This is a genomic window from Streptosporangium amethystogenes, assembly GCF_000721075.1.
Lineage (GTDB): Bacteria > Actinomycetota > Actinomycetes > Streptosporangiales > Streptosporangiaceae > Streptosporangium > Streptosporangium amethystogenes.
This window is the reverse complement of sequence record NZ_JOEQ01000006.1, coordinates 194,569-214,691: the sequence shown is the minus strand read 5'-3', so window position 1 is coordinate 214,691 and position 20,123 is coordinate 194,569. Positions and strand designations below refer to the sequence as shown.

At 68.6% G+C, this 20,123-nt stretch carries 20 protein-coding genes; 13 read left to right on the top strand and 7 right to left on the bottom strand.

The annotated features are described in order from the left end of the window. Positions 1-104: 104 nt before the first annotated feature. The 7 genes from IG98_RS0112355 (at position 105) to IG98_RS0112325 (ending at position 6,946) form a co-directional block, all read left to right on the top strand. Positions 105-923 carry a PspA/IM30 family protein gene (locus IG98_RS0112355; protein ID WP_030910283.1) on the top strand — a complete coding sequence of 273 codons (819 nt, stop codon included), beginning with the start codon at positions 105-107 and terminating at the stop codon, positions 921-923. Then, positions 920-1,198 carry a PspA-associated protein PspAA gene (pspAA, locus tag IG98_RS0112350; protein ID WP_030910281.1) on the top strand — a complete coding sequence of 93 codons (279 nt, stop codon included), beginning with the start codon at positions 920-922 and terminating at the stop codon, positions 1,196-1,198. Before IG98_RS0112355 ends, pspAA begins: the two co-directional genes overlap by 4 nt. A gap of 9 nt (positions 1,199-1,207) precedes the next feature. Continuing rightward, on the top strand, positions 1,208-2,110 hold the full coding sequence (gene htpX / locus IG98_RS0112345; RefSeq protein WP_030910278.1) for a zinc metalloprotease HtpX: 903 nt from the start codon (positions 1,208-1,210) through the stop codon (positions 2,108-2,110). Between the two features lie 62 nt (positions 2,111-2,172). Continuing rightward, the gene (gene pspAB, locus IG98_RS0112340; protein WP_030910275.1) at positions 2,173-2,748 is read left to right on the top strand and encodes a PspA-associated protein PspAB; all 576 of its coding nucleotides are present in this window, start codon (positions 2,173-2,175) and stop codon (positions 2,746-2,748) included. A 203-nt stretch (positions 2,749-2,951) separates the two neighbouring features. Next, complete coding sequence (locus IG98_RS54250; protein WP_157594293.1) at positions 2,952-5,381, top strand: serine/threonine protein kinase; 2,430 nt, start codon at positions 2,952-2,954, stop codon at positions 5,379-5,381. A 1-nt stretch (position 5,382) separates the two neighbouring features. Next, positions 5,383-6,135, top strand: a complete 753-nt coding sequence (locus IG98_RS0112330; protein WP_037970069.1) for a maleylpyruvate isomerase family mycothiol-dependent enzyme — start codon at positions 5,383-5,385, stop codon at positions 6,133-6,135. A 100-nt stretch (positions 6,136-6,235) separates the two neighbouring features. Then, positions 6,236-6,946: an SIMPL domain-containing protein gene (locus IG98_RS0112325; protein ID WP_030910266.1), complete on the top strand. Its 711-nt coding sequence runs from the start codon at positions 6,236-6,238 to the stop codon at positions 6,944-6,946. A 115-nt stretch (positions 6,947-7,061) separates the two neighbouring features. Here the strand turns inward: IG98_RS0112325 and nadA are convergent, their stop codons facing one another. Further along, positions 7,062-8,216: a quinolinate synthase NadA gene (gene nadA / locus IG98_RS0112320; protein WP_030910264.1), complete on the bottom strand. Its 1,155-nt coding sequence runs from the start codon at positions 8,214-8,216 to the stop codon at positions 7,062-7,064. Between the two features lie 209 nt (positions 8,217-8,425). Between nadA and IG98_RS0112315 the strand changes: the two genes are divergently transcribed. Further along, complete coding sequence (locus IG98_RS0112315; RefSeq protein ID WP_030910261.1) at positions 8,426-8,779, top strand: HesB/IscA family protein; 354 nt, start codon at positions 8,426-8,428, stop codon at positions 8,777-8,779. 159 nt (positions 8,780-8,938) lie between these two features. After that, positions 8,939-9,925: a carbohydrate kinase family protein gene (locus tag IG98_RS0112310; RefSeq protein WP_030910258.1), complete on the top strand. Its 987-nt coding sequence runs from the start codon at positions 8,939-8,941 to the stop codon at positions 9,923-9,925. Between the two features lie 148 nt (positions 9,926-10,073). On the opposite strand, the gene IG98_RS0112305 is transcribed toward IG98_RS0112310, so the two are convergent. From IG98_RS0112305 to IG98_RS0112295, 3 genes are all read right to left on the bottom strand, one after another. Then, positions 10,074-10,469 (bottom strand): CBS domain-containing protein, encoded by a 396-nt coding sequence (locus IG98_RS0112305; RefSeq protein ID WP_281178469.1) that lies wholly within the window; start codon positions 10,467-10,469, stop codon positions 10,074-10,076. Between the two features lie 88 nt (positions 10,470-10,557). After that, positions 10,558-10,827, bottom strand: a complete 270-nt coding sequence (locus tag IG98_RS0112300; protein WP_037970066.1) for a sulfurtransferase TusA family protein — start codon at positions 10,825-10,827, stop codon at positions 10,558-10,560. Between the two features lie 25 nt (positions 10,828-10,852). Beyond that, positions 10,853-11,989 carry a cysteine desulfurase family protein gene (locus IG98_RS0112295; RefSeq protein WP_030910249.1) on the bottom strand — a complete coding sequence of 379 codons (1,137 nt, stop codon included), beginning with the start codon at positions 11,987-11,989 and terminating at the stop codon, positions 10,853-10,855. A gap of 216 nt (positions 11,990-12,205) precedes the next feature. Between IG98_RS0112295 and ctaC the strand changes: the two genes are divergently transcribed. The 4 genes from ctaC (at position 12,206) to IG98_RS0112275 (ending at position 16,393) form a co-directional block, all read left to right on the top strand. Then, positions 12,206-12,958: an aa3-type cytochrome oxidase subunit II gene (gene ctaC / locus IG98_RS0112290; protein WP_245651513.1), complete on the top strand. Its 753-nt coding sequence runs from the start codon at positions 12,206-12,208 to the stop codon at positions 12,956-12,958. A 68-nt stretch (positions 12,959-13,026) separates the two neighbouring features. Continuing rightward, entirely contained in the window at positions 13,027-14,616 is a 1,590-nt protein-coding gene (gene ctaD / locus IG98_RS0112285) for an aa3-type cytochrome oxidase subunit I (RefSeq protein WP_364214092.1), read from the top strand. After that, positions 14,613-15,008, top strand: a complete 396-nt coding sequence (locus IG98_RS0112280) for a cytochrome c oxidase subunit 4 (protein ID WP_030910241.1) — start codon at positions 14,613-14,615, stop codon at positions 15,006-15,008. The genes ctaD and IG98_RS0112280 overlap by 4 nt, the downstream gene beginning before the upstream one ends. 155 nt (positions 15,009-15,163) lie before the next feature. Then, positions 15,164-16,393, top strand: coding sequence for a L,D-transpeptidase (locus IG98_RS0112275; protein ID WP_037970063.1), 1,230 nt, complete (start codon positions 15,164-15,166; stop codon positions 16,391-16,393). A 141-nt stretch (positions 16,394-16,534) separates the two neighbouring features. On the opposite strand, the gene qcrB is transcribed toward IG98_RS0112275, so the two are convergent. The 3 genes from qcrB to qcrC are packed head-to-tail and all read right to left on the bottom strand — an operon-like array spanning position 16,535 to position 20,117. Then, positions 16,535-18,184 (bottom strand): cytochrome bc1 complex cytochrome b subunit, encoded by a 1,650-nt coding sequence (gene qcrB, locus IG98_RS0112270; protein WP_030910235.1) that lies wholly within the window; start codon positions 18,182-18,184, stop codon positions 16,535-16,537. Continuing rightward, a complete protein-coding gene (gene qcrA / locus IG98_RS0112265; RefSeq protein WP_030910232.1) occupies positions 18,181-19,305 on the bottom strand; it encodes a cytochrome bc1 complex Rieske iron-sulfur subunit in 1,125 nt (374 codons plus the stop codon). The genes qcrB and qcrA overlap by 4 nt, the downstream gene beginning before the upstream one ends. Then, on the bottom strand, positions 19,302-20,117 hold the full coding sequence (gene qcrC / locus IG98_RS0112260; RefSeq protein WP_030910228.1) for a cytochrome bc1 complex diheme cytochrome c subunit: 816 nt from the start codon (positions 20,115-20,117) through the stop codon (positions 19,302-19,304). The genes qcrA and qcrC overlap by 4 nt, the downstream gene beginning before the upstream one ends. Positions 20,118-20,123 lie beyond the last annotated feature (6 nt).

The window sequence follows — 20,123 nt, the reverse complement described above, 5'->3', positions numbered from 1 at the left end:
GTTATGCGTAGGGTGAACCCTATGGTGGCTCCGGTGCTTTTCGGGGGGCTGGAATCACTTGGGGTGACCCGAAGCGCACTTGAAGAAGGGGACGGCCGACGCGCATGAGCGTGATGAAGAGACTTTCGCTGATCTTCAGGTCCAAGGCGAACAACGCGTTGGACAAGATGGAAGATCCTCGCGAAACCCTGGACTACTCATATCAGCGCCAGCTGGAGTTGTTGCAGAAGGTACGCCGGGGCGTGGCGGATGTCGCCACCTCGCGCAAGCGCGTGGAGCTTCAGATCAACCAGATCGAGGCGCAGGCGCGCAAGCTTGAGGAGCAGGGCCGCAAGGCGCTCGGGGTCGGTCGCGAGGACTTGGCCCGTGAGGCGCTGACCCGCCGCGGCAGCCTGCAGACCCAGATCGCGGACCTCCGCGTGCAGCACGACAACCTGCAGGCCGAGGAGGAGAAGCTCACCACGGCCTCTCACCGGCTGCAGGCCAAGGTCGACTCCTTCCGTACCAGGAAGGAGACGATCAAGGCGACCTACACCGCGGCCGAGGCGCAGACGCGGATCAACGAGGCCTTCTCCGGTATCTCCGAGGAGATGGGCGACGTCGGTCTGGCGATCCAGCGTGCCGAGGACAAGACGGCCTCCATGCAGGCCCGCGCGGGTGCCATCGACGAGCTGCTGGCCAGCGGCGCGCTCGACGACTTCAGCGGGCAGCGCGGCGACGACATCCAGGCCGAGCTGGACCGCATGGGCGGCGGCCACGACGTGGAGCTGGAGATTGCCCGGATGAAGGCCGAGCTCGGCCAGGGCACCGGGCCCCAGGGCGCGATCACGCCCGGTCCCGCCCAGCAGCAGCCGCAGCAGCCCCAGCAACACCCGCAGTCCAACCAGACGCAGCAGCTGCGTCAGCCGGGGGAGGGCCTGTGATCGTCCGCATCATGGGGGAGGGGCAGATCGACATCGCCCCCGCCGATCTCGACGTGCTCAACACCCTGGACGCCGAGCTGGAGGCCGCCATCGAGGCGGGCGAGGAGGAGGTCTTCCGCGCCCGGTTGCACGCCCTGCTGGACAAGGTTCGCCATGTCGGCAAGGCGCTGCCCGACGACAGCCTGGAGTCCTCGGAGCTGATTTTGCCCCCGGCTGACGCTTCCATGGAAGAAGTTCGGGAGATGCTCGGCAACGAGGGCCTGATTCCCGGATAGCCTGGGCATATGGTACAAACCCGGTTCGCCCCGGACCGGGGCCTGACCAGGCGCATGGTGATCACCATGTTCCTGCTCGGATTGCTCTATGTCGTCTTCGTGGCCGTACTGATCGCGTTGGGCGTTCGTGCGGTCGCGGTACTGCTGATCGCCGGCGTCATGCTCTTCGTGCAGTACTTCATGTCCGACCGCATCGCGCTGTTCGCGATGCACGGACGTGTCGTGTCCCCGCAGGAGGCGCCGGAGCTGCACGGCATGATCGACCGGTTGTGCGCTCTGGCCGACATGCCCAAGCCGCGGGTGGCGATCGCCGATTCGGACGTTCCGAACGCTTTCGCCACCGGCCGTAACCAGAAGAACTCCGTGGTCTGCGTGACCACGGGGTTATTGCGCCGGCTCGACGCCGGCGAGCTGGAGGGCGTACTGGCCCACGAGATGTCCCACGTGGCGCACCGGGACGTCGCGGTCATGACGATCGCGTCCTTCCTCGGCATAGTCGCCGGGCTCATGACCAGGGTCGCGCTCTACAGCGGCCTGGGACGCGGGCGCGACGACCGGGGCGGACTGCCGATCGGTCTGATCATCATGCTCGTCTCGGTCCTGGTGTACGCGGTCAGTTTCCTGCTCACCCGGGCCCTGTCGCGCTACCGGGAGCTGGCCGCCGACCGCGCGGGAGCGCTGCTCACCCAGCGCCCGTCGGCCCTGTCCAGCGCCCTCGTCAAGATCAGCGGCGAGATGGCGCGCATCCCGACCAGGGACCTGCGTGAGGCCGAGCCGTTCAACGCCTTCTTCTTCGTGCCGGCCCTGTCCGGCAAGGCGAGCCTGAGCGCGCTGCTGGCGACCCACCCGCCGCTGGAGCGGCGCCTTGACCAGCTTGGCAGGATCTCCGCCCAGCTCGGGCAGGGCGGGTGACAGGACTCCCGGCGGGCGGCGGGAGTGCCGTTCCGTGGAAGCCGTGAAGGGGAAGAGGCCGGATGCGCTGGTGGGATGCTCTGCTGGGCCGAGGTGAACCGGCCAAGGCCGACCTGGACGCGCTGTTCGCGCTGCCCTCGGCCGCGGTGACCCTTCAGGCGGCCACCGATCTGGTGCCGACCGGGCTGGGGGCGGTCTGCTTCCGCTCGGCCGAGGGCGGGGCGTTCGCCGCGCTTGAGCGCGACATCACCCAGCTGCTGGACGCCGGGGGCGGCCCTCCGGTGGAGGTGTCGAAGGACTCCTACGGCTACACATGGCTGCTGGTCCGCCGCACGCCCGACCTGCTCGGCGATCTGGTCACCGATCTGCACGCGGTCAACTCCTCCCTTGAGGCCGCGGGTTTCGGCCCCTCGCTGCTCTGCTCACTGGTCTCCTTCGCCGCCCCCGACGGTCGCGGGCTCGCGATGGTCTACCTCTACAAACAGGGCACCTTCTACCCGTTCGCCCCGCTGCCCGGACAGACGGGGCGCCGGGACAACGCGCTGGAGCTGCAGGTACGCGGTGCGATCGGCGGCGAGCTGGAGATCGAGCCGGATCTCGGCCGATGGTTCCCCCTCTGGGGCGCGCCCGGCCTCTGAGCCGTCCTGCCGGCCCTGTCCGGTCCGTTCCTCCCGAGATCGTCTCCGGCTCCCGGGCAAGGCGTTCCACCCGCTCCGAGGATCCTGAAAGGCCGCCTGGAACGCGCTATTGAGGTCCGTCCGACTTGCGATTTGATGTACGTCCTGTGACCCTTTGCCCCCACAATGGGTCCGGAAGTTCATCACGGAAGAAGGGTGTGACCATGGCGGACCTCGTGTCCTTGCGGCCCGGGGATCCCGAGCATGTGCGGGAGTACCGGCTCACCGCCCGGCTCGGTGAGGGTGGCCAGGGGACGGTCTACCTGGGAATCTCCCCGACCGGTGCCCGTGTCGCGGTCAAGTTGCTCCGCGCCGACCTAACGCAGGACGAGGAGGCGATGGAGCGTTTCGTCCGTGAGGTCAGCACGACCCAGCGGGTCGCTCCCTTCTGTACCGCCGCGGTGATCGACACCGGGGTCGACCAGCATCGCCCGTACATCGTCAGCGAGTACATCGACGGCCCGACGCTCGACGCGGTCGTGGCCACCGAGGGCCCCCGGCACGGCGCGTCCCTGCACCGCCTGGCGATCGGCACGGTCACCGCGCTCGTCGCGATCCACCAGGCGGGAATCGTCCATCGCGACTTCAAGCCCTCCAACGTGCTGCTGGCCCCCGACGGCCCCCGAGTGATCGACTTCGGTATCGCCAAGGCGCTCGACCGCACCTCCACGCTGACCGCGATGGCGATCGGCACCCCCTCCTACATGACCCCCGAGCAGCTGGCGGGGGAGAACGCGGGCTCACCCGCCGACATGTTCGCCTGGGGCTGCACGATGGTCTTCGCTGCCACCGGGCAGCCGCCGTTCGGCACGGACAGCCTGCCTGCGATCTTCAACCGGATCATGAACCTGGAGCCCGACCTGGGGGCGATCACCGATCCGGCGCTGCGCGACCTGGTCGGGCAGTGCCTGTCCAAGGACGCCACCCAGCGGCCCACGGCGGGCGAGGCGCTGCTGCGGCTGCTCGGCCACGCGGGCGGCCCGGCGGCCGGCACCGCGCTGCCCACCGCACCCCGCGGCATCCTCGCAGAGGGCTCGGCGGCCGCGGCGCAGCGGACCGGCCCCGGTCCCGGCGGCTATCCCGCCGGGAGCGAACCCGCCCCCACCGCCACCACTTACGGGCGACGGCATCCGGGAGGCGACGACCACGCACAGCAGGGCTATCCCCAGCAGGGCTATCTCCAGCAGGGCGGTCCCGGAGGGGGATACCCCGTGCAGGGCCCGCAGGGTGGCCCGGTGGGCTACCTCCAGCACTCCGAACCACGTGGTCACACCCGGCCGTCCACGTCCCACGGTTACACACAGCCGTCCGAGGCCCACGGCTACGCCCAGTATCCGCAGCAGGGGCCGGGATACCCGCAGCAGGGATATCAGGGGCCCCCGGGGCCACAGCCCTACGGCGGTCCCGGGCCCCATCCCTCCCACGACGGCGGCCCGTACCAGAACCCCGGATCACCCGGGTATCCGCCGCACCCCGCGCCCGCCAGGAGCGGGCGCGGGGTGTGGCTCGCGGTCGCGGGCGGCCTGCTGGCCACCGCCCTCGTGGCCGGGGGCGTCGTGCTGGCGGTGCGCGGCGGCACCGAGACGCCGGGTGACCCCCAGGCGGGCACCACCCAGAACGGCAACCCGCGGACCGGCGGTACGGAGCAGGCGAGCCCCCCCACCTCCGCGACCCCGACCCCCGAGGCGCCGACGGTGCCGCAGGCGACCAGCAGGATCAAGCTGCCCGGTAGTTCGATCACTCTCCACGAGAGCCCCCAGGACCCGATCAAGCTGAGTTCCTACAGTCTCGACTGGGAGAAGACCCTCTACGTCAGAAAGTACGGCGCCGATCGGTTCGCCAAGAACGACAAGTACTTCCATTACACGCTCAACGCCGCGGGCACCCAGGCACTGGGTACCGACCGGATCTACGACGCGCAGAGCTACTCGATCGTGTCGGTCATCGACCAGCGCACCGGCGCGGCGAGCAAGATCAGGATCACCAAGGCACCGGTCTACCCGACGCTGCCGCAGTGGTCGCCGGACGGCAAACGCGGTCTGGTGACGCTGTACGAGGCCGTGGGCGACACCAGCAAGGAGTACGGCTTCGCGATCATCGACACCGTCACGAAGAAGGCCAGGATCGTCCGGGTGAAGGAGAAGGACGCGGGCACCTGGAGCTACTTCTGGCGGGGTGACGGCCGTGCCGTCGGCACCTGGGCACTCACCGGCAAGACCCAGCGCATCCGCTTCTACGACCTGCAGGGCACCGTGCTGCAGACCCTGCTGGACGTGGGAACCCCGATCACCGTCGAGGGCGACGACATCTCCCCGTCGGGATCGTTGCTGCTCACGTACTGCAAGGAGAGCAAGAAGGAGATCTGCGTCTGGTCCACCGCCTCCGACGCCCCGGCGAAGGTCCGGATCCCGTTCGAGACCGAACGGCTCATCGGCTGGTACGACGACAAGCACATCGCGGGCTGGCGACGCAAGGGTTCCGGCTACGAGGCCGTGGTGTTCGACTTCGAGGGGCGGTCACAGCGGGTGCTGGCCACCACCACCAATGCCAAGGAGTACGAGAAGCAGTTCATGCGTTTCACCCGGGAGGGCTGAAATGAGGGAATGGACCCATGTCGAGCATGTCTCGGCGGCCGTCGCGGAGATCGCCCGGATGGCCGATGTCCTGAGGGGGCGCGACATGTCCGTTCCCGTGCTGACCTGTCCCGGCTGGGACCTGGCCAGGCTCGTCACCCACACCGGTGGCGTACACCGGTGGGCGGCCACCATGGTCGCCGACCTGGCCGAGCGGCGCTACGACCGCCGCGGGATGGACATGGGCCTGCCCGCCGACGCGAGCGGTTATCCCGCCTGGCTCGGTGCGGGGGCCACCTTGCTGTCCAAGGCACTGCTGTCGCAGGATCCGCAGGCGCCGATGTGGGCCTGGGGCGGGGAGCGGCGGGTGCGGTTCTGGTCCAGGCGGATGCTCCACGAGACCCTGGTGCACCGGATGGACGCCGAGCTCGCGCTGGGCGTTCCGGTCCTGGTGCCCGAGGACGTGGCGGCCGACGGGGTCGAGGAGTTCCTCGACATCCTGCCGTACGCGCTGTGGAACCCGGGGGTGGCCGAGCTGAGGGGCGGGGGCGAGACGATCTCCCTGCAGGCCGACACCGGACCCGGATGGGTGATCACCCTTGACCCCGACCGCTTCCACCACCGGCGGTCCCCGCAGCCGGGGAGCGTGACCGTGCGCACCGCCACGTCGGCGGACCTGCTCCAGGTCGTGTGGGGGCGGCGCAGCGTCGACGACTACGCCGTCGAGGGCGACGCGGGGCTGCTGGGCTGGTGGCGGGAGCTCGCCCGGATCTGACCGGCGGAAGGTAAACACCCGCCCCGGGATTCGGCCAAGACACGGCAGATCTCCAGGAGGGTCCGTCGCCGAGGCCGCCGTCCCGTGGTGCCATGCCCTTATGATCAAGATGTCTCAGGCGGTGACCTCGGCCGCGCTCGTCTCCGTGGGTCTGTTCGGTGGCACGGCGCTCGCGGACTCCGCACCCTCCACGGCGACGGTGCGGGAGGACCAGCCGCAGATAACGATCGTGGGCGAGGGGCGCCTGTCGGTCACCCCCGACGTCATGAAGCTGGACGCCGGTGTCGAGGTGGTCCGTTCCACCGCGGGAGAGGCGTTCACCGCCGCCCGCGCCGCCGCCGCCGCGCTGACGAAGGCGTTGCTGGCGGCCGGTATCGCGGCCAAGGACCTGCGGACCAACGAGCTGTCCCTGGGCCCGCAGTACAAGGACTACCCCACGATCTCCGGTTACCGGGCCGCGCAGGGGGTCGAGGCGGTGGTGCGGGACCTGGACACCGCGGACGACGTGATCGACGCGGCGGTCGCGGTCGGCGAGGCGGTCCGGCTGGACAGCGTCTCCTTCGAGGTCTCCGACAACCGCGCGCCGCTCAGGCTGGCGCGCGAGGCCGCCTTCAGGGACGCCAGGACCCGCGCCACGCAGTACGCCAGGCTGGCGGGGCGCAGGCTCGGCCGCGCGCTGGAGATCAGCGAGGAGAACGTCACCCCGCCGCGGCCGTTCTTCGCCGCCGGCGCGATCGCGGACAAGGCGTCGATCAGCCCAGGCCGCCAGGACGTGTCGGTCAGCGTCAGGGTGGTCTACGAGCTGGATTAGGCCCCGCTCACGCGGTGCTCCCCCGATCCCGGGTACGCGACAGGTTCCCGGCACGCGACGGGCCCCGGCGGGTCACCACCCGCCGGGGCCCGTCCACCTCGTGCTCGGGGCGGCCTCAGGGCAGCGCCAGCATCCTGTCCAGGGCGACCTTGGCCCAGTGGGCGGTGTCGTCGTCCACGGTGATCTGGTTGACGACCTGGCCGGCGGCGAGCGACTCCAGCGCCCACACCAGGTGCGGCAGGTCGATCCGGTTCATCGTCGAGCAGTAGCAGACGGTCCGGTCCAGGAACGTCACGTCCTTGTCGGGGAACATGGCGCCGAGCCGCTTGACCAGGTTCAGTTCGGTGCCCACCGCCCAGGAGGACCCGGCGGGAGCCGCCTCGATCTTCTTGATGATGTACTCGGTCGAGCCGACATGATCGGCCTTGGTGACGACCTCGTGCCTGCACTCGGGGTGGACCAGTACGTTGACGCCGGGGATGCGCGCGCGGACGTCGTCCACGCACTCGGCGCTGAAGCGGCCGTGTACCGAGCAGTGCCCCTTCCACAGGATCATCTTGGCGCCCGCGAGCTGCTCGGCGGTCAGGCCGCCGTTCGGCCGGTGCGGGTTGTAGACGACGCAGTCGCCCGGCGACAGGCCCATCTCCAGCACCGCGGTGTTGCGGCCCAGGTGCTGGTCGGGAAGGAAGAGCACCTTCTCCCCGCGGGAGAAGGCCCACTCCAGGGCGCGCCTGGCGTTGGAGGAGGTGCAGACGGTGCCGCCGTTGCGCCCGCAGAAGGCCTTGATGTCGGCGCTGGAGTTCATGTAGGTGACGGGGACGATGCCACCGGCGATCCCGGCGTCCTCCAGCGCCTCCCAGCACTCCTCGACCTGGTCGAAGGTGGCCATGTCGGCCATCGAGCACCCGGCGGCGAGGTCGGGCAGCACCACCTTCTGGGAGTCGGAGGTGAGGATGTCGGCGGACTCGGCCATGAAGTGCACGCCGCAGAAGACGATGTACTCGGCGTCGGGTCGGGCCGCAGCCTCCTTGGCGAGCTTGAACGAGTCGCCGGTCACGTCGGCGAACTGGATGACCTCGTCACGCTGGTAGTGGTGGCCCAGCACGAAGACCCTGTCGCCGAGCGCCGCCTTCGCCTTCCTGGCGCGTTCCACCAGCGCCGGGTCGGACGCGGCCGGCAGCTCGCCAGGACAGTCGACACCGCGCTCGCTGTGCGGGTCCACGTCTCTGCCCAGGACGAAGAGCGGAAGCCCGGTCTCGGTGGTCGTCATGGCCACACCCCCTTATCGTCGAAGTGACGACTAATGATGACACACGCTGTTGAGGCTTTATTCCGGGGAGGGAGTTTTGTCCGAAGGGGGAGGTGAGCGTCATCTCAGGAATGTGTAAGGGGGAGCGGGTGTTGGTAGCGTCTAAGAAGGACGTCAGAAACAGACAGCCGTTCCCGGGGAGCGGCTGACGCAGACGCGGGAGTCACCACATGTCGGTTGAGAGCAGCGAGACCACGGCGCAGGGCCTGATCCTCAGTTCCGCGGCCGCCGCGAAGGTCAAGAGCCTGCTGGAGCAGCAGGGCGAGGAGGGCCTCCAGCTGCGCGTGGCCGTGCAGCCCGGCGGCTGTTCCGGCCTGCGCTACCAGCTCTTCTTTGACGACCGTTCGATGGACGGTGACGTCGTCTCCGACTTCGACGGCGTGAGCGTGGTCACCGACCGGATGAGCGCGCCCTACCTCGTGGGTGCCACCGTCGACTTCGTCGACACGATCGAGAAGCAGGGCTTCACGATCGACAACCCGAACGCCACGGGGTCGTGCGCCTGCGGAGACTCGTTCAACTAGGGGATCGCTCGACCGGACGAGACCGGACGAGACAGTGAAGGCCCCGCGCGGTGACATCCGTCACCGCGCGGGGCCTTCGCGCGCCCACAAGGTCGCGTATTCTTGCGTGGCTCGATCGCCCACGTTCCCAGAGATGCTGACAACGAGGAGAAGAACCCCGTGCGCATCGCCGTCACCGGCTCAATCGCGACAGATCACCTGATGACCTTCCCGGGCCGCTTCGGCGACCAGCTCATCGCCGATCAGCTCCACCGGATTTCCCTGTCGTTTCTCGTGGACGACCTGCAGATCCGCCGTGGCGGCTGCGCGGCCAACATCGCCTTCGGCATGGGCTGCCTGGGTCTTCGGCCCGTCCTGGTCGGCGCGGTCGGCGCGGACTTCGCCGACTACCGCTCCTGGCTGGAGCGCCACGGCGTCGACTGCGACTCCGTCCACGTCTCGGAGCTGCACCACACCGCCCGCTTCCTGTGCACGACCGACGACGACCACAACCAGATCGCGTCGTTCTACACCGGTGCGATGGCCGAGGCCCGTCTCATCGAGCTCGGCCCGATCAGCCAGCGGCTCGGTGGCCTGGACCTGGTGCTGATCAGCCCCAACGACCCCGAGGCGATGCTCAGGCACACCGCCGAGGCGCGTCAGCGCGCGATCCCGTTCGCCGCCGACCCCTCCCAGCAGCTCGCGCGCATGCCCGGCGAGGAGATCCGCGAACTGGTCGACGGCGCCGCCTATCTGTTCGGCAACGACTACGAGAAGGGCATGATCGAGCAGAAGACCGGCTGGACCGACGAGGAGATCCTCGGCCGGGTCGGCGTCCGCGTCACCACGCTCGGCCCCAAGGGCGTCGTCATCGACCGCAAGGACGAGCCGCCGCTGCACGTCCCCCCGGCGCCCGAGCTCGGCAAGGCGGACCCCACAGGCGTGGGAGACGCCTTCAGGTCCGGTTTCCTGGCGGCGCTGGCCTGGGGCCTGTCCCTGGAGCGCTGCGGCCAGGTCGGCAATCTCACCGCCACCCACGTTCTGGAGCGCGTCGGTGGTCAGGAGTACGAACTCGGCCAGAAGATCTTCCTGGAGCGTTTCGCCGACGCCTACGGCACCGACGCCGCGGCCGAGGTGGCCGGCTTCGTGAAGTGCCACCACGCCTGAGCCGCCGCTCGAACACCGACCGGCCGGCGCCGGGCGCCACCGGTCCGGCGGTGGCCAGACCCACCGCCGGACCGGCGGCCGGGCCATGCCCGGCTGAGATCACCCGACATCGGGCACTCAGCCGGGCGGGACGCCGTCCTGGAAGGTGTCAGGCGCTCGCGTAGACGCGGTGCACGAACTCGGCGAGCTTGTCGTCAGGCAGGTGCCTGGCCAGGTCGGCCTCGCTGATCATGCCGATGATGCGGCCGTTCTCGATCACCGGCAGCCGCCGTATCTGGTTCTGCTCCATCTTGGCGAGCGTCTCGTCGATGCTGGCGTCCGACGACACCCAGACCAGCCCGGTCGCCAGCTCACCGGCGGTGACCTTGGACGGGTCCATGCCGTGGGCCACGCACTTGACCACGATGTCGCGGTCGGTGATGATCCCCTTCAGCCGGTCGTCGCTGCCGCAGATGGGAAGCGCGCCCACGTTCATGTCGCGCATCATCTGTGCGGCCCGGTCGAGTGTCTCGTGTGCCTCCACGCACCGGACCCCGGCATTCATCAGACTCCTGGCGGTCTCGCCGCTCATACTGTTCCCCCGAACCGTTTGATGGATTTTCGGGGAGAGTCATACCCAGTTTCAGGACAAGTCAGTAGTTGCGGCGCACGTGGATGGACCAGCCGCGCTCGGGGAGCTCGTAGCTGGCCACGTGGTGGTGCGACTTCAGCCGGCACCAGGCCGGGATGTCGGTGAAGGCGGCGGGGTCGTCGGCCAGGACCGCGACGATCGCGTTGAGCGGCACGTAGTTGATCTGCTCGGCCAGCATGATGATGGGAATCGGGCACTTCTTGCCCAGCGCGTCGATGGTCAGTGCCGGGCTCTGGGCCGATCCCGCCGGGTTGGCCTGGCTGGACGTCATGGAGTCTTCACTTCCCAAGTGTTGATCACAGTTTAACCCCCGCCTCCTCGCGGATCCTGCGTACCGTGCCGGGCAGGACGGTGAGGAAACGGTCGACATCCGCCGCCGAGGTGCCCCTGGGCAGCGACACCCGCACGTTCCCGTGGGTGAGCACACCCATGGCCTCCAGAACATGCGATGGACGAAGCGTACTCGCCGTGCAGGAACTGCCGGACGATACCGAGAATCCGGCCTTGTCGAGTTCGGTGAGCAGTGCCTCACCTTCCACGTAAAGACACGAAAAGGTGACGATGTGCGGCGCCCGCACGACCGGATCACCGATGACCTCGACCTCGGGGACCAGCCGGGGCACCTCGGTCCTGACGCGGTCCACGAGCGCAAAGAGCCTGGCCGACTCCACGGCCGACTCGGCCACCGTGGCACGCAGCGCGGCGGCCGCCGCGACGATCGCCGGCACGTTCTCGAAACCGGGGACCCGGCGGCGCTCGCGGTCGTCCTCGGGCAGCGGGCTGCGCCACCGGGTGCCCTTGCGGACCACCAGCACACCGACCCCTGCGGGGCCGCCCCATTTGTGCGCGCTCGCGGCCAGCACCGACCAGCCGCCGGGCAGCGGCATCCGGCCCGCGGTCTGGGCGGCGTCCACCAGCAGCGGCACCCCCGCCTCGGCGCACGCCGCCGCCACCTCGGCGACCGGCTGGACGGTCCCGACCTCGTGGTTGGCGCTCTGCAGGCAGGCCAGGGCGGTGCCCTCGGCGAGCACCGCCTCACAAAAGGCGCCGGCCCCGACGGCACCGGTGATCCCGACGCCGACCGTCTCGACCGAGCCGCCGTCGCGCTCGTGGATGCCGGCCGCGTGCAGCACGCTGGAGTGCTCCACGGCCGAGGTGACCAGGCGGCGGCCGCTCCTGCGGCGTCCGTGCAGGGTGCCGAGCACGCCCAGGTGCACCGCCTGGGTGCCCGAGGAGGTGAACGAGACCTCGTCGGCTCTGGCGCCCAGGGCCTCGGCCACCTCGGTCCTCGCCTGTTCCAGTAACATCCTTGCCCGGCGAGCGGAACCGTACAGCCTCGCGGGGTCGGCCCAGCCGACGTCGAGGGCCGCGATGAGGGCCTCCCGAGCCTGGGGGTGCAGCGGCTCCGTGGAGGCCGCGTCGAAGTACGCCACGCTCCAATCGTCGCACCACGCGCGGTGCGGGCGGGGGCTGCGCGGGGGGGCGACGGTTGTCCGCGCTAATGTGTCCCCCAGCGTGAAGCTGTGAACTACAAATCTTGAACATGAACAAACGACCGCCCAGGAGCGACTCCTGGGCTTCATCTGTGGGGTAGGCGATCCGTGAGTCCGACCCGCCGTTCCGCACGGCGTCCGTTGGCCCGCCGCCGGGTGCCACGCGCTGCCGCTCTGGCGCTGCTGCTGGTTTCCCTGACGGCGTGCAGTGCCGAAGAATGGTCCCGAGGCGGCCTGCCCGAGGGCGTCACCAAGCAGTCCGAGTCCGTCCAGAATCTGTGGAACGGATCGTGGATCGCCGCCCTCGCCACCGGTGTGGTCGTGTGGGGTCTGATCCTCTGGTCCGTCGCCTTCCACCGTAAGAAGAAGAACTCCAAGGAGGAATTGCCGCCTCAGGTGCGGTACAACCTGCCGATCGAGATCCTCTACACGGTGGTGCCGATCATCATGGTCGGCGTGTTCTTCTTCTTCACCGCGCGGGACCAGAACTACATCAACACCCTGTCCGGCAAGCCCGACGTGAAGGTCAAGGTCGAGGGCTTCCAGTGGAGCTGGCGCTTCACGACGGAGGCCAACGGCAAGACCGTCCAGGTCGTGGGCCTGCCCGCGGCCGACTACAAGCAGGGCCCCGAGCTGGTGCTGCCGGTGGGGAAGAACATCGAGTTCGACCTCCACTCGCCGGACGTCATCCACTCCTTCTGGATCCCGGCGTTCCACTTCAAGCGCGACGTGATCCCGGGCGTGAACAACAAGTTCGAGGTGCAGACCCTGGACAAGAAGGAAGGCCTTTACGCCGGTCGCTGCGCCGAGCTCTGCGGTGTGGACCACAGCCGGATGCTCTTCTCGGTGAAGCTCGTGTCCCAGGCCGAGTTCGACCAGTACATCGCTAGCCAGGCGGGTGCCCAGTGACCGCACATAACCCAGCAGTTCCCCCCTCCCCGGCGCCGAACCGCAAGGGCTCGGTCGTCGTCAAGTGGGTGACGTCCACCGATCACAAGATCATCGGACATCTCTACCTGATCACCTCGTTCGTCTTCTTCCTGATCGGCGGCGTGATGGCGCTGATCATGCGGGCGGAGCTGGCCCAGCCGGGCCTCCAGCTGACCACGAACGAGCAGTTCAACCAGCTGTTCACCATGCACGGCACCGTCATGCTGCTGATGTTCGCGACCCCGCTGTTCGCCGGGTTCGCCAACGAGCTCATGCCGCTGCAGATCGGCGCGCCCGACGTCGCCTTCCCGCGGCTGAACATGGTCAGCTACTGGCTCTTCACCTTCGGCAGCACCATCGCCCTGTCGGGCTTCCTCACCCCGGGCGGCGCGGCCAGCTTCGGCTGGTTCGCCTACACTCCGCTGTCGAACGCGATCAGCTCCCCGGGAATCGGCGGCGACCTGTGGATCGTCGGCCTGACCATCAGCGGTCTGGGCACGATCCTCGGTTCTGTGAACTTCATCACCACGATCGTGTGCATGCGCGCGCCCGGCATGACGATGTTCCGTCTGCCGATGTTCACCTGGAACATCCTGCTCACCTCGATCCTGGTGCTGATGGCCTTCCCGGTGCTGGCCGCCGCGCTGCTGGCGCTGGAATCCGACCGTAAGCTCGGCACGCACATCTTCGACTCGGCCACCGGCGGGGCGTTGCTCTGGCAGCACCTGTTCTGGTTCTTCGGCCATCCCGAGGTCTACATCATCGCGCTGCCGTTCTTCGGCATCGTGACCGAGATCCTGCCGGTCTTCAGCCGCAAGCCGCTGTTCGGCTACATCGGCCTGGTGGCCGCGACCATCGCCATCGCGGGTCTGTCGATCACGGTGTGGGCGCACCACATGTTCGCCACCGGTCAGGTGTTGCTGCCGTTCTTCTCCTTCATGACGTTCCTCATCGCGGTGCCCACCGGGGTGAAGTTCTTCAACTGGATCGGCACCATGTGGCGCGGCCACCTGTCCTTCGAGTCGCCGATGCTGTTCTCGATCGGCTTCCTGGTGACGTTCCTGTTCGGCGGTCTGACCGGTGTCATCCTGGCCTCCCCGCCGCTGGACTTCCAGGTGTCCGACTCCTACTTCGTGGTGGCGCACTTCCACTACGTGGTGTTCGGCACCGTGGTGTTCGCGATGTTCGCCGGCTTCTACTTCTGGTGGCCCAAGTTCACCGGCAAGATGCTGAACGACAGGCTGGGCAAGATCCACTTCTGGACGCTGTTCGTCGGCTTCCACGCGACCTTCCTGGTCCAGCACTGGCTGGGCGCGCAGGGCTTCCCGCGCCGCTACGCCGACTACAGCCCGATCGACGGGTTCACCGACCTCAACATGGTCTCCTCGGTGGGCGCGTTCCTGCTGGGCGCCTCCACGCTGCCGTTCCTCTACAACGTGTGGAAGACCCACAAGACCGCGCCGCAGGTCACCGTGGACGACCCCTGGGGCTACGGCAACTCCCTCGAATGGGCGACGTCCTGCCCGCCGCCGAGGCACAACTTCATCTCGCTGCCCCGCATCCGGTCCGAGCGCCCGGCGTTCGACCTCAAGTACCCGCACACCCCGGCCCCCCGTGAGCTGGAGGAGGTCCGATGAAGGTCCAGGGCTGGTTGTTCATCCTCTGCGGCGTCTTCTTCGCCGCGGTGGACGTCGTCTACTGGTACTGGTCGAAGGAGCCGGTCGGCACGACGGCGATGGCCATCTCGGTGGGCTTCGCGTTCATGATCGGCTACTACCTGATGTACACGGCCCGCCGCATCGGCGAGCAGCCGGAGGACGACAAGCAGGGCGAGATCAGTGACGGCGCCGGGGAGCTCGGTTTCTTCAGCCCGCACAGCTGGTGGCCGCTCTTCGTCTGCCTGGCCGTCGCGCTCGCCGCGGTCGGCCTGGTCATCGGCTGGTGGCTGTTCCTGATCGGTGTTTTCGCGATCATCATGAGCATGATCGGTTTCGTTTTCGAGTACTACCGGGGCAACTTCTCGCACTGACCCCGCGTCCCACCGCGAAAAGCGGGTCACGGAAAAGCTTCCGTGGCCCGCTTTTTGGCGTTTATTTGGGGCTCAGGGTGGATGTCTTATGTGGTGGACCGCTTACTCCGGGTAATAACTGAATCAGTGGTTCAGTCCGGGACAGGGGAGTTCATGTGGGGCACGCGATCCGTGGTTCGAGCCAGGGAGCGGGACTGCTGGCCCTCGTGCTGGTGACGACCTCCTGCTCGACAAGCACCGCCGTACGCCAGGAGCAGACGCCACAGGCGTCCCAGCAGGCGGAGTCCGCCGCCGCCGTGATCACCGTGGCACCGCTCAAGGGAGCCAGGGGAGTGCCCACGGACACCCCCGTCCTGGTCGCGGCGCAGGGCGGCACCCTGAAGTCGGTCACCGTCAGGGCCGTGAAGGGCGCCAAAGGCTCTCTGCCGGGCGTTCTCAGCGCCGACGGTACACAGTGGCGCAGTCGCGGTACGGCGGCTCCAGGAGCCTCCTACGAGGTCTCGGTGACGGCGGTCAATCCGGCGGGCGCCGTCACCGAGACGACCTCGTCCTTCTCCACGGTGAAGGGCCGCGAGACCTTCGCGATCGAGAGCTTCATGCCGGACCGGGACATGACCGGTCTCACCGTCGGCGTCGGCATGCCGGTGATGATCACCTTTGACCACCCCGTCACCGACCGCGTCTCCGTCGAGCGCAACCTGTTCGTCCGTACCTCCAGGCCGGTCGTGGGGGCGTGGCACTGGTTCGACGACCGCAACGTGCACTTCCGCCCGAAGAACTTCTGGCCCTCGGGCACCAAGGTCAGGGTCGAGGCCCGGCTGGCCGGGGTGCGCGGCGGCGCCGGCCTGTACGGCGCGGCGAACCGGACGGTCAACTTCAAGGTCGGCCGCGCGCAGATCACCCGGGGCAGCATTCTCTCCCACCACCTCACGGTGCGGCGCAACGGCAGGGTGGTCAGGGAGATCCCGATGAGCGCGGGCCAGGGCGGCGACTGGAAGTACCACACGACCAGCGGCGTGCACCTGGCCATGTCCAGGGAGAACGTCACGGTGATGACCTCTCCGGGCATCGGGCCCGGCTCGCCCGGCTACTACCAGCTGACCGTCTACGACACGGTCCGCATCTCCAACAGCGGCGAGTACATCCACAGCGCCCCGTGGTCGGTCGGCTCCCAGGGCTACTCCAATGTCAGCCACGGCTGCGTCAACGTCAGTCCGAGCAACGCCAAGTGGTTCCTCGACAACACCCTGATCGGGGACCCGATCATCATCACCGGCTCGCCCCGCGTCCTGGAGCCCACCAACGGCTGGGGTCACTGGCAGGAGAGCTGGCGGGAATGGCTCAAGTGGAGCAGCCTCAAGCACTTCACCACCGACGACGTCTGAAGCCGCGCCCCGCTCGAAGGTGTCCGCGGCGGCCCCTGAGGGGCTCCCCCCGGGGCTCGGCGGCCCTCCGGCGGGGGAAAGCGTCGAGGCCCGGACACCGTGCGGTGTCCGGGCCTCTCGTGTGGCGTCAACCCCGAGGGGTCAGTGGGTCAGGGACTTTTCGTCTCCACCCTGGCCGACCGCCGTGTGCTCCTCGTGACCCTCACCGTGGCCGTGACCGTCGTCGAGCGGGATCTTCTCGCCGCCGTAGGCCGCGCTCATCTTGGTGCGGAGCTTGCCGAGCGGGCTGCGCATCGCCTTGGACGGGATGCCGTCGTCATCTCCGCCGCCGCCCCCGGTGACGACCGGGATCGGCTCCTTGCCCCGCATGTGGGCCTCGATGGCCTCGTTGGGCGAAACGTGGACCTCGATGTACTCGCCGTGCGGCAGTCGCTTGATCACGCCGGACTCCACGCCGTGGCCGATGACGGCCGCGTCGGCGCGCTGCAGGCCCAGGCAGATCCGGTAGGTGACGTAGTAGGCGATCGCCGGACCGACGAAGATCAGGACCCGGCCGACGTAGGTCGTCCAGTTCAGCGACACGTGGAAGACCGAGGAGATCTCGTCGTTGGCGCCGAGCAGCCACAGGACCCCGTAGAACGTGATCGCGGCCATGCCGATCGAGGTGCGGTGCGGGTTGTTGCGGGGACGGTCCACGATGTGGTGCTCGCGGCGGTCTCCGGTGACCCACTGCTCGATGAACGGATACAGCGCCAGGCCCGTCATGACGATGCCCATCGGCACCAGCGCCGGGATCAGCACGCTCATCGGCAGCGTGAAGCCCAGGACGTTGATCTCCCAGGCGGGCATCAGCCGGAGCGAACCCTCCAGGAAGCCCATGTAGAAGTCGGGCTGAGAGCCCGCCGAGATGTCGGCCGGGGTGTAGGGACCGAACAGCCAGATCGGGTTGATCTGGGCGAAGGTGCCCAGCAGCGCGATGACGCCGAAGGTGAACATGAAGTAGGCGCCGGCCTTGACCATGAAGGCCGGGTAGAACGGCGCGCCCACCACGTTCTCGTTCGTGCGGCCCTTGCCCGGCATCTGCGTGTGCTTCTGGACCCACATCAGGATCATGTGAGCCGAGATGAGCGCCAGCAGGATGCCCGGGATGAGCAGGATGTGCAGCGAGTAGAACCGGGAGATGACGTCCTCGCCGGGATACTCGCCGCCGAAGAGGAAGAACGTGATCCAGGTGCCGACCAGCGGCAGCGAGATCGCCACACCCTCGGTGATCCGCAGACCGGCGCCCGACAGCAGGTCGTCGGGGAGGGAGTAGCCGGTCAGGCCCTCGGCCAGCGCCAGCGTCAGCAGCAGGACACCGATGATCCAGTTCAGCTCGCGCGGCTTGCGGTAGGCACCGGTGAAGAACACCCGCAGCGCGTGCACCATCATGCCGCCGATGAACAGCAGGGCGGCCCAGTGGTGCATCTGCCGCATCAGCAGGCCGCCGCGCACGTCGAAGCTGATCCCCAGCGACGACGCGTACGCCTCGGACATCATGACGCCCTGCAGCGGGCCGTAGGAGCCGGTGTACTCCACGTGGCCCATGCTGGGCTTGAAGAAGAACGTCAGGAACGTGCCGGTCAGCAGCAGGATGATGAACGAGTAGAGCGCGATCTCACCGAGCAGGAACGACCAGTGGTCGGGGAAGATCTTCCGCAGGTTCCGCCGCAGGAAGTTCCCCGCTCCGATGCGGTCGTCGACGAAACCGCTCGCACCCGCGACGGGCTTGGGAACGGGCTGGGTGCTCACGATTGGGCTCCCTTCTGGACCTCGGCCTCACGGACCTCGGCCTCGGCGTCGCCGCGCTCCCAGAAGCTGGGGCCGACGGGGACGGGGAAGTCCGCCGTCGCCACGAGGTATCCCTCTTCGTCCACGGCGATCGGCAGCTGGGGCAGCGGCCGGGCCGCAGGGCCGAAGACGACCTTGGCACCGTCGGCGGCGTCGAAGGTCGACTGGTGACACGGGCACAGGATGTGGTGCGTGGTCTGCTCGTACAGGGCCGCGGGGCAGCCGACGTGCGTGCAGATCTTGGAGTAGGCCACGATCCCGTCGTGGGTCCAGTTCAGGTTCGTCCCGGGCTTGAGCTCCTCCGGGCGGAACTTGATCAGGATCAGGGTGGCCTTGGCCAGTGCGTTCAGGTCGTGCTCGTATCCCTCGGGCACCACGGAGAGGATGCCGCCGGGGGAGTTGAAGTCGGCCGCCCGGATGGGTGATCCGCTTCCCTCGACGAGGAGCTTGCGGTGCTTGCCGTCCTTGGTCTTCTCGCCCCAGACGGTGTGCCGCAGCTTGGCGGGGAAGTCCTTGTAGCTCGGGCCGAGGTCGCGCAGCAGGACCAGCGGGGCCAGGCCGAGCGGGGCGGCGGCGGCCAGCAGGGTGCGGCGCAGCAGCGGGCGCTTGGTGATGCCGCTCTCGGCCGCGCCCTGCATGAAGGTCTCACCGACGTAGGACCGGGTCTCGGTGTCGGAGGCCATCGGGTGGCGCTCCTGGACCAGGTTGTACTTGGGCATGACCAGGCGGACCCAGGTCACCATGCCCGCGGCCAGCCCGAGCAGGGCCAGCGTGAGCGTGCCGCCCAGCGCGAGGTTGGAGACCTGCGTCTTCTCGATGTCGCCGACCTGGAAGACGACGTACGACACCACGAAGCCGATACCGGCCAGGAAGGCGACGAGGAAGCAGAGGGCGGCGTACTTCTCGCCCTTCTTCGCGGTCGCCTCGTCCTGCAGGGTCACGCCGGGAACCTGGACGACCTCGGTCGACGGGTGCTCCTCGGCGCCGAGCAGGGAGGTGCTCGCCGCGGGTGGGGGGGTGCCGATGACGCGCCTTGGCACGCGTTCCTCCGGCTGTTCGATGCCGTGATTGTTCTCAGTCATTTGGCCTGTCGCCTCTTCGCGGTGATCCAGATGGCGGCCAGGGAGAGGAGGCTGAGTCCGACGACCCAGGCCACCAGGCCCTCGGTGACCGGGCCGATGCGGCCCAGACCGGCGCCGCCCGGGTTGGGCTCCTCACGCACGCCCACGATGTAGGCGATCATGTCCCGCTTCTGCTCGGGAGTGATGATGCTGTCGTTGAACACCGGCATCGCCTGGGGGCCGGTGATCATGGCCTCGTAGATCTGCTTCTCGGTGGCCTCGTGGAGCGGCGGAGCGTACTTGCCCTGGGTCAGGGCGCCGCCGGAGCCGACGAAGTTGTGGCACTGGATGCAGTTCGCACGGAACAGCTCGCCGCCCTTGGACTTGTCGCCCTTGGCGGCGTCGACCTGCTCGGCGGTCGGCACGGCCGGACCACCACCCAGGGACTGGATGTAGGCGCCGAGCTGCCGGACGGTGTCCTCGTTGACCCACGGCGCCGGGGGCTTGCGAGGTGCCTGCGCGCCGGGGTTGGCCAGGGGCATGCGGCCGCTGCTGACCTGGAAGTCCACCGAGGCGGCGCCGACGCCGATCAGGGTCGGACCCGAGGCGGTGCCCTCGGCGTTACGCCCGTGGCAGCTGGCGCAGCTCTGCTCGAAGAGCTTCTTGCCCTCGGCCACGTCGTCGGCCCTGCCGGACGCGATGGCGGCGTCGGCCTGCCGGCTGGAGGAGACCGTCAGGGCAACGGTGTAGACCCCGCCGATCAGGGCCAGGGCCAGGAGCAGGACGGCGTATCTCGCGAGGGGATGCCGCCGCCCAGCGGTGATCCTATTCACAGAGAT

What these genes read in the sequence shown, in the direction of transcription:
- IG98_RS0112315 (WP_030910261.1), top strand. Translation starts at nt 8,426, where the DNA reads ATGTCGGTTGAGAGCAGCGAGACCACGGCGCAGGGCCTGATCCTCAGT.
- IG98_RS0112305 (WP_281178469.1), bottom strand. Translation starts at nt 10,469, where the DNA reads ATGAATGCCGGGGTCCGGTGCGTGGAGGCACACGAGACACTCGACCGG.
- nadA (WP_030910264.1), bottom strand. Translation starts at nt 8,216, where the DNA reads ATGACGACCACCGAGACCGGGCTTCCGCTCTTCGTCCTGGGCAGAGAC.
- qcrA (WP_030910232.1), bottom strand. Translation starts at nt 19,305, where the DNA reads ATGACTGAGAACAATCACGGCATCGAACAGCCGGAGGAACGCGTGCCA.
- IG98_RS0112300 (WP_037970066.1), bottom strand. Translation starts at nt 10,827, where the DNA reads ATGACGTCCAGCCAGGCCAACCCGGCGGGATCGGCCCAGAGCCCGGCA.
- IG98_RS0112330 (WP_037970069.1), top strand. Translation starts at nt 5,383, where the DNA reads ATGAGGGAATGGACCCATGTCGAGCATGTCTCGGCGGCCGTCGCGGAG.
- IG98_RS0112325 (WP_030910266.1), top strand. Translation starts at nt 6,236, where the DNA reads ATGATCAAGATGTCTCAGGCGGTGACCTCGGCCGCGCTCGTCTCCGTG.
- IG98_RS0112355 (WP_030910283.1), top strand. Translation starts at nt 105, where the DNA reads ATGAGCGTGATGAAGAGACTTTCGCTGATCTTCAGGTCCAAGGCGAAC.
- IG98_RS0112280 (WP_030910241.1), top strand. Translation starts at nt 14,613, where the DNA reads ATGAAGGTCCAGGGCTGGTTGTTCATCCTCTGCGGCGTCTTCTTCGCC.
- IG98_RS54250 (WP_157594293.1), top strand. Translation starts at nt 2,952, where the DNA reads ATGGCGGACCTCGTGTCCTTGCGGCCCGGGGATCCCGAGCATGTGCGG.
- pspAB (WP_030910275.1), top strand. Translation starts at nt 2,173, where the DNA reads ATGCGCTGGTGGGATGCTCTGCTGGGCCGAGGTGAACCGGCCAAGGCC.
- htpX (WP_030910278.1), top strand. Translation starts at nt 1,208, where the DNA reads ATGGTACAAACCCGGTTCGCCCCGGACCGGGGCCTGACCAGGCGCATG.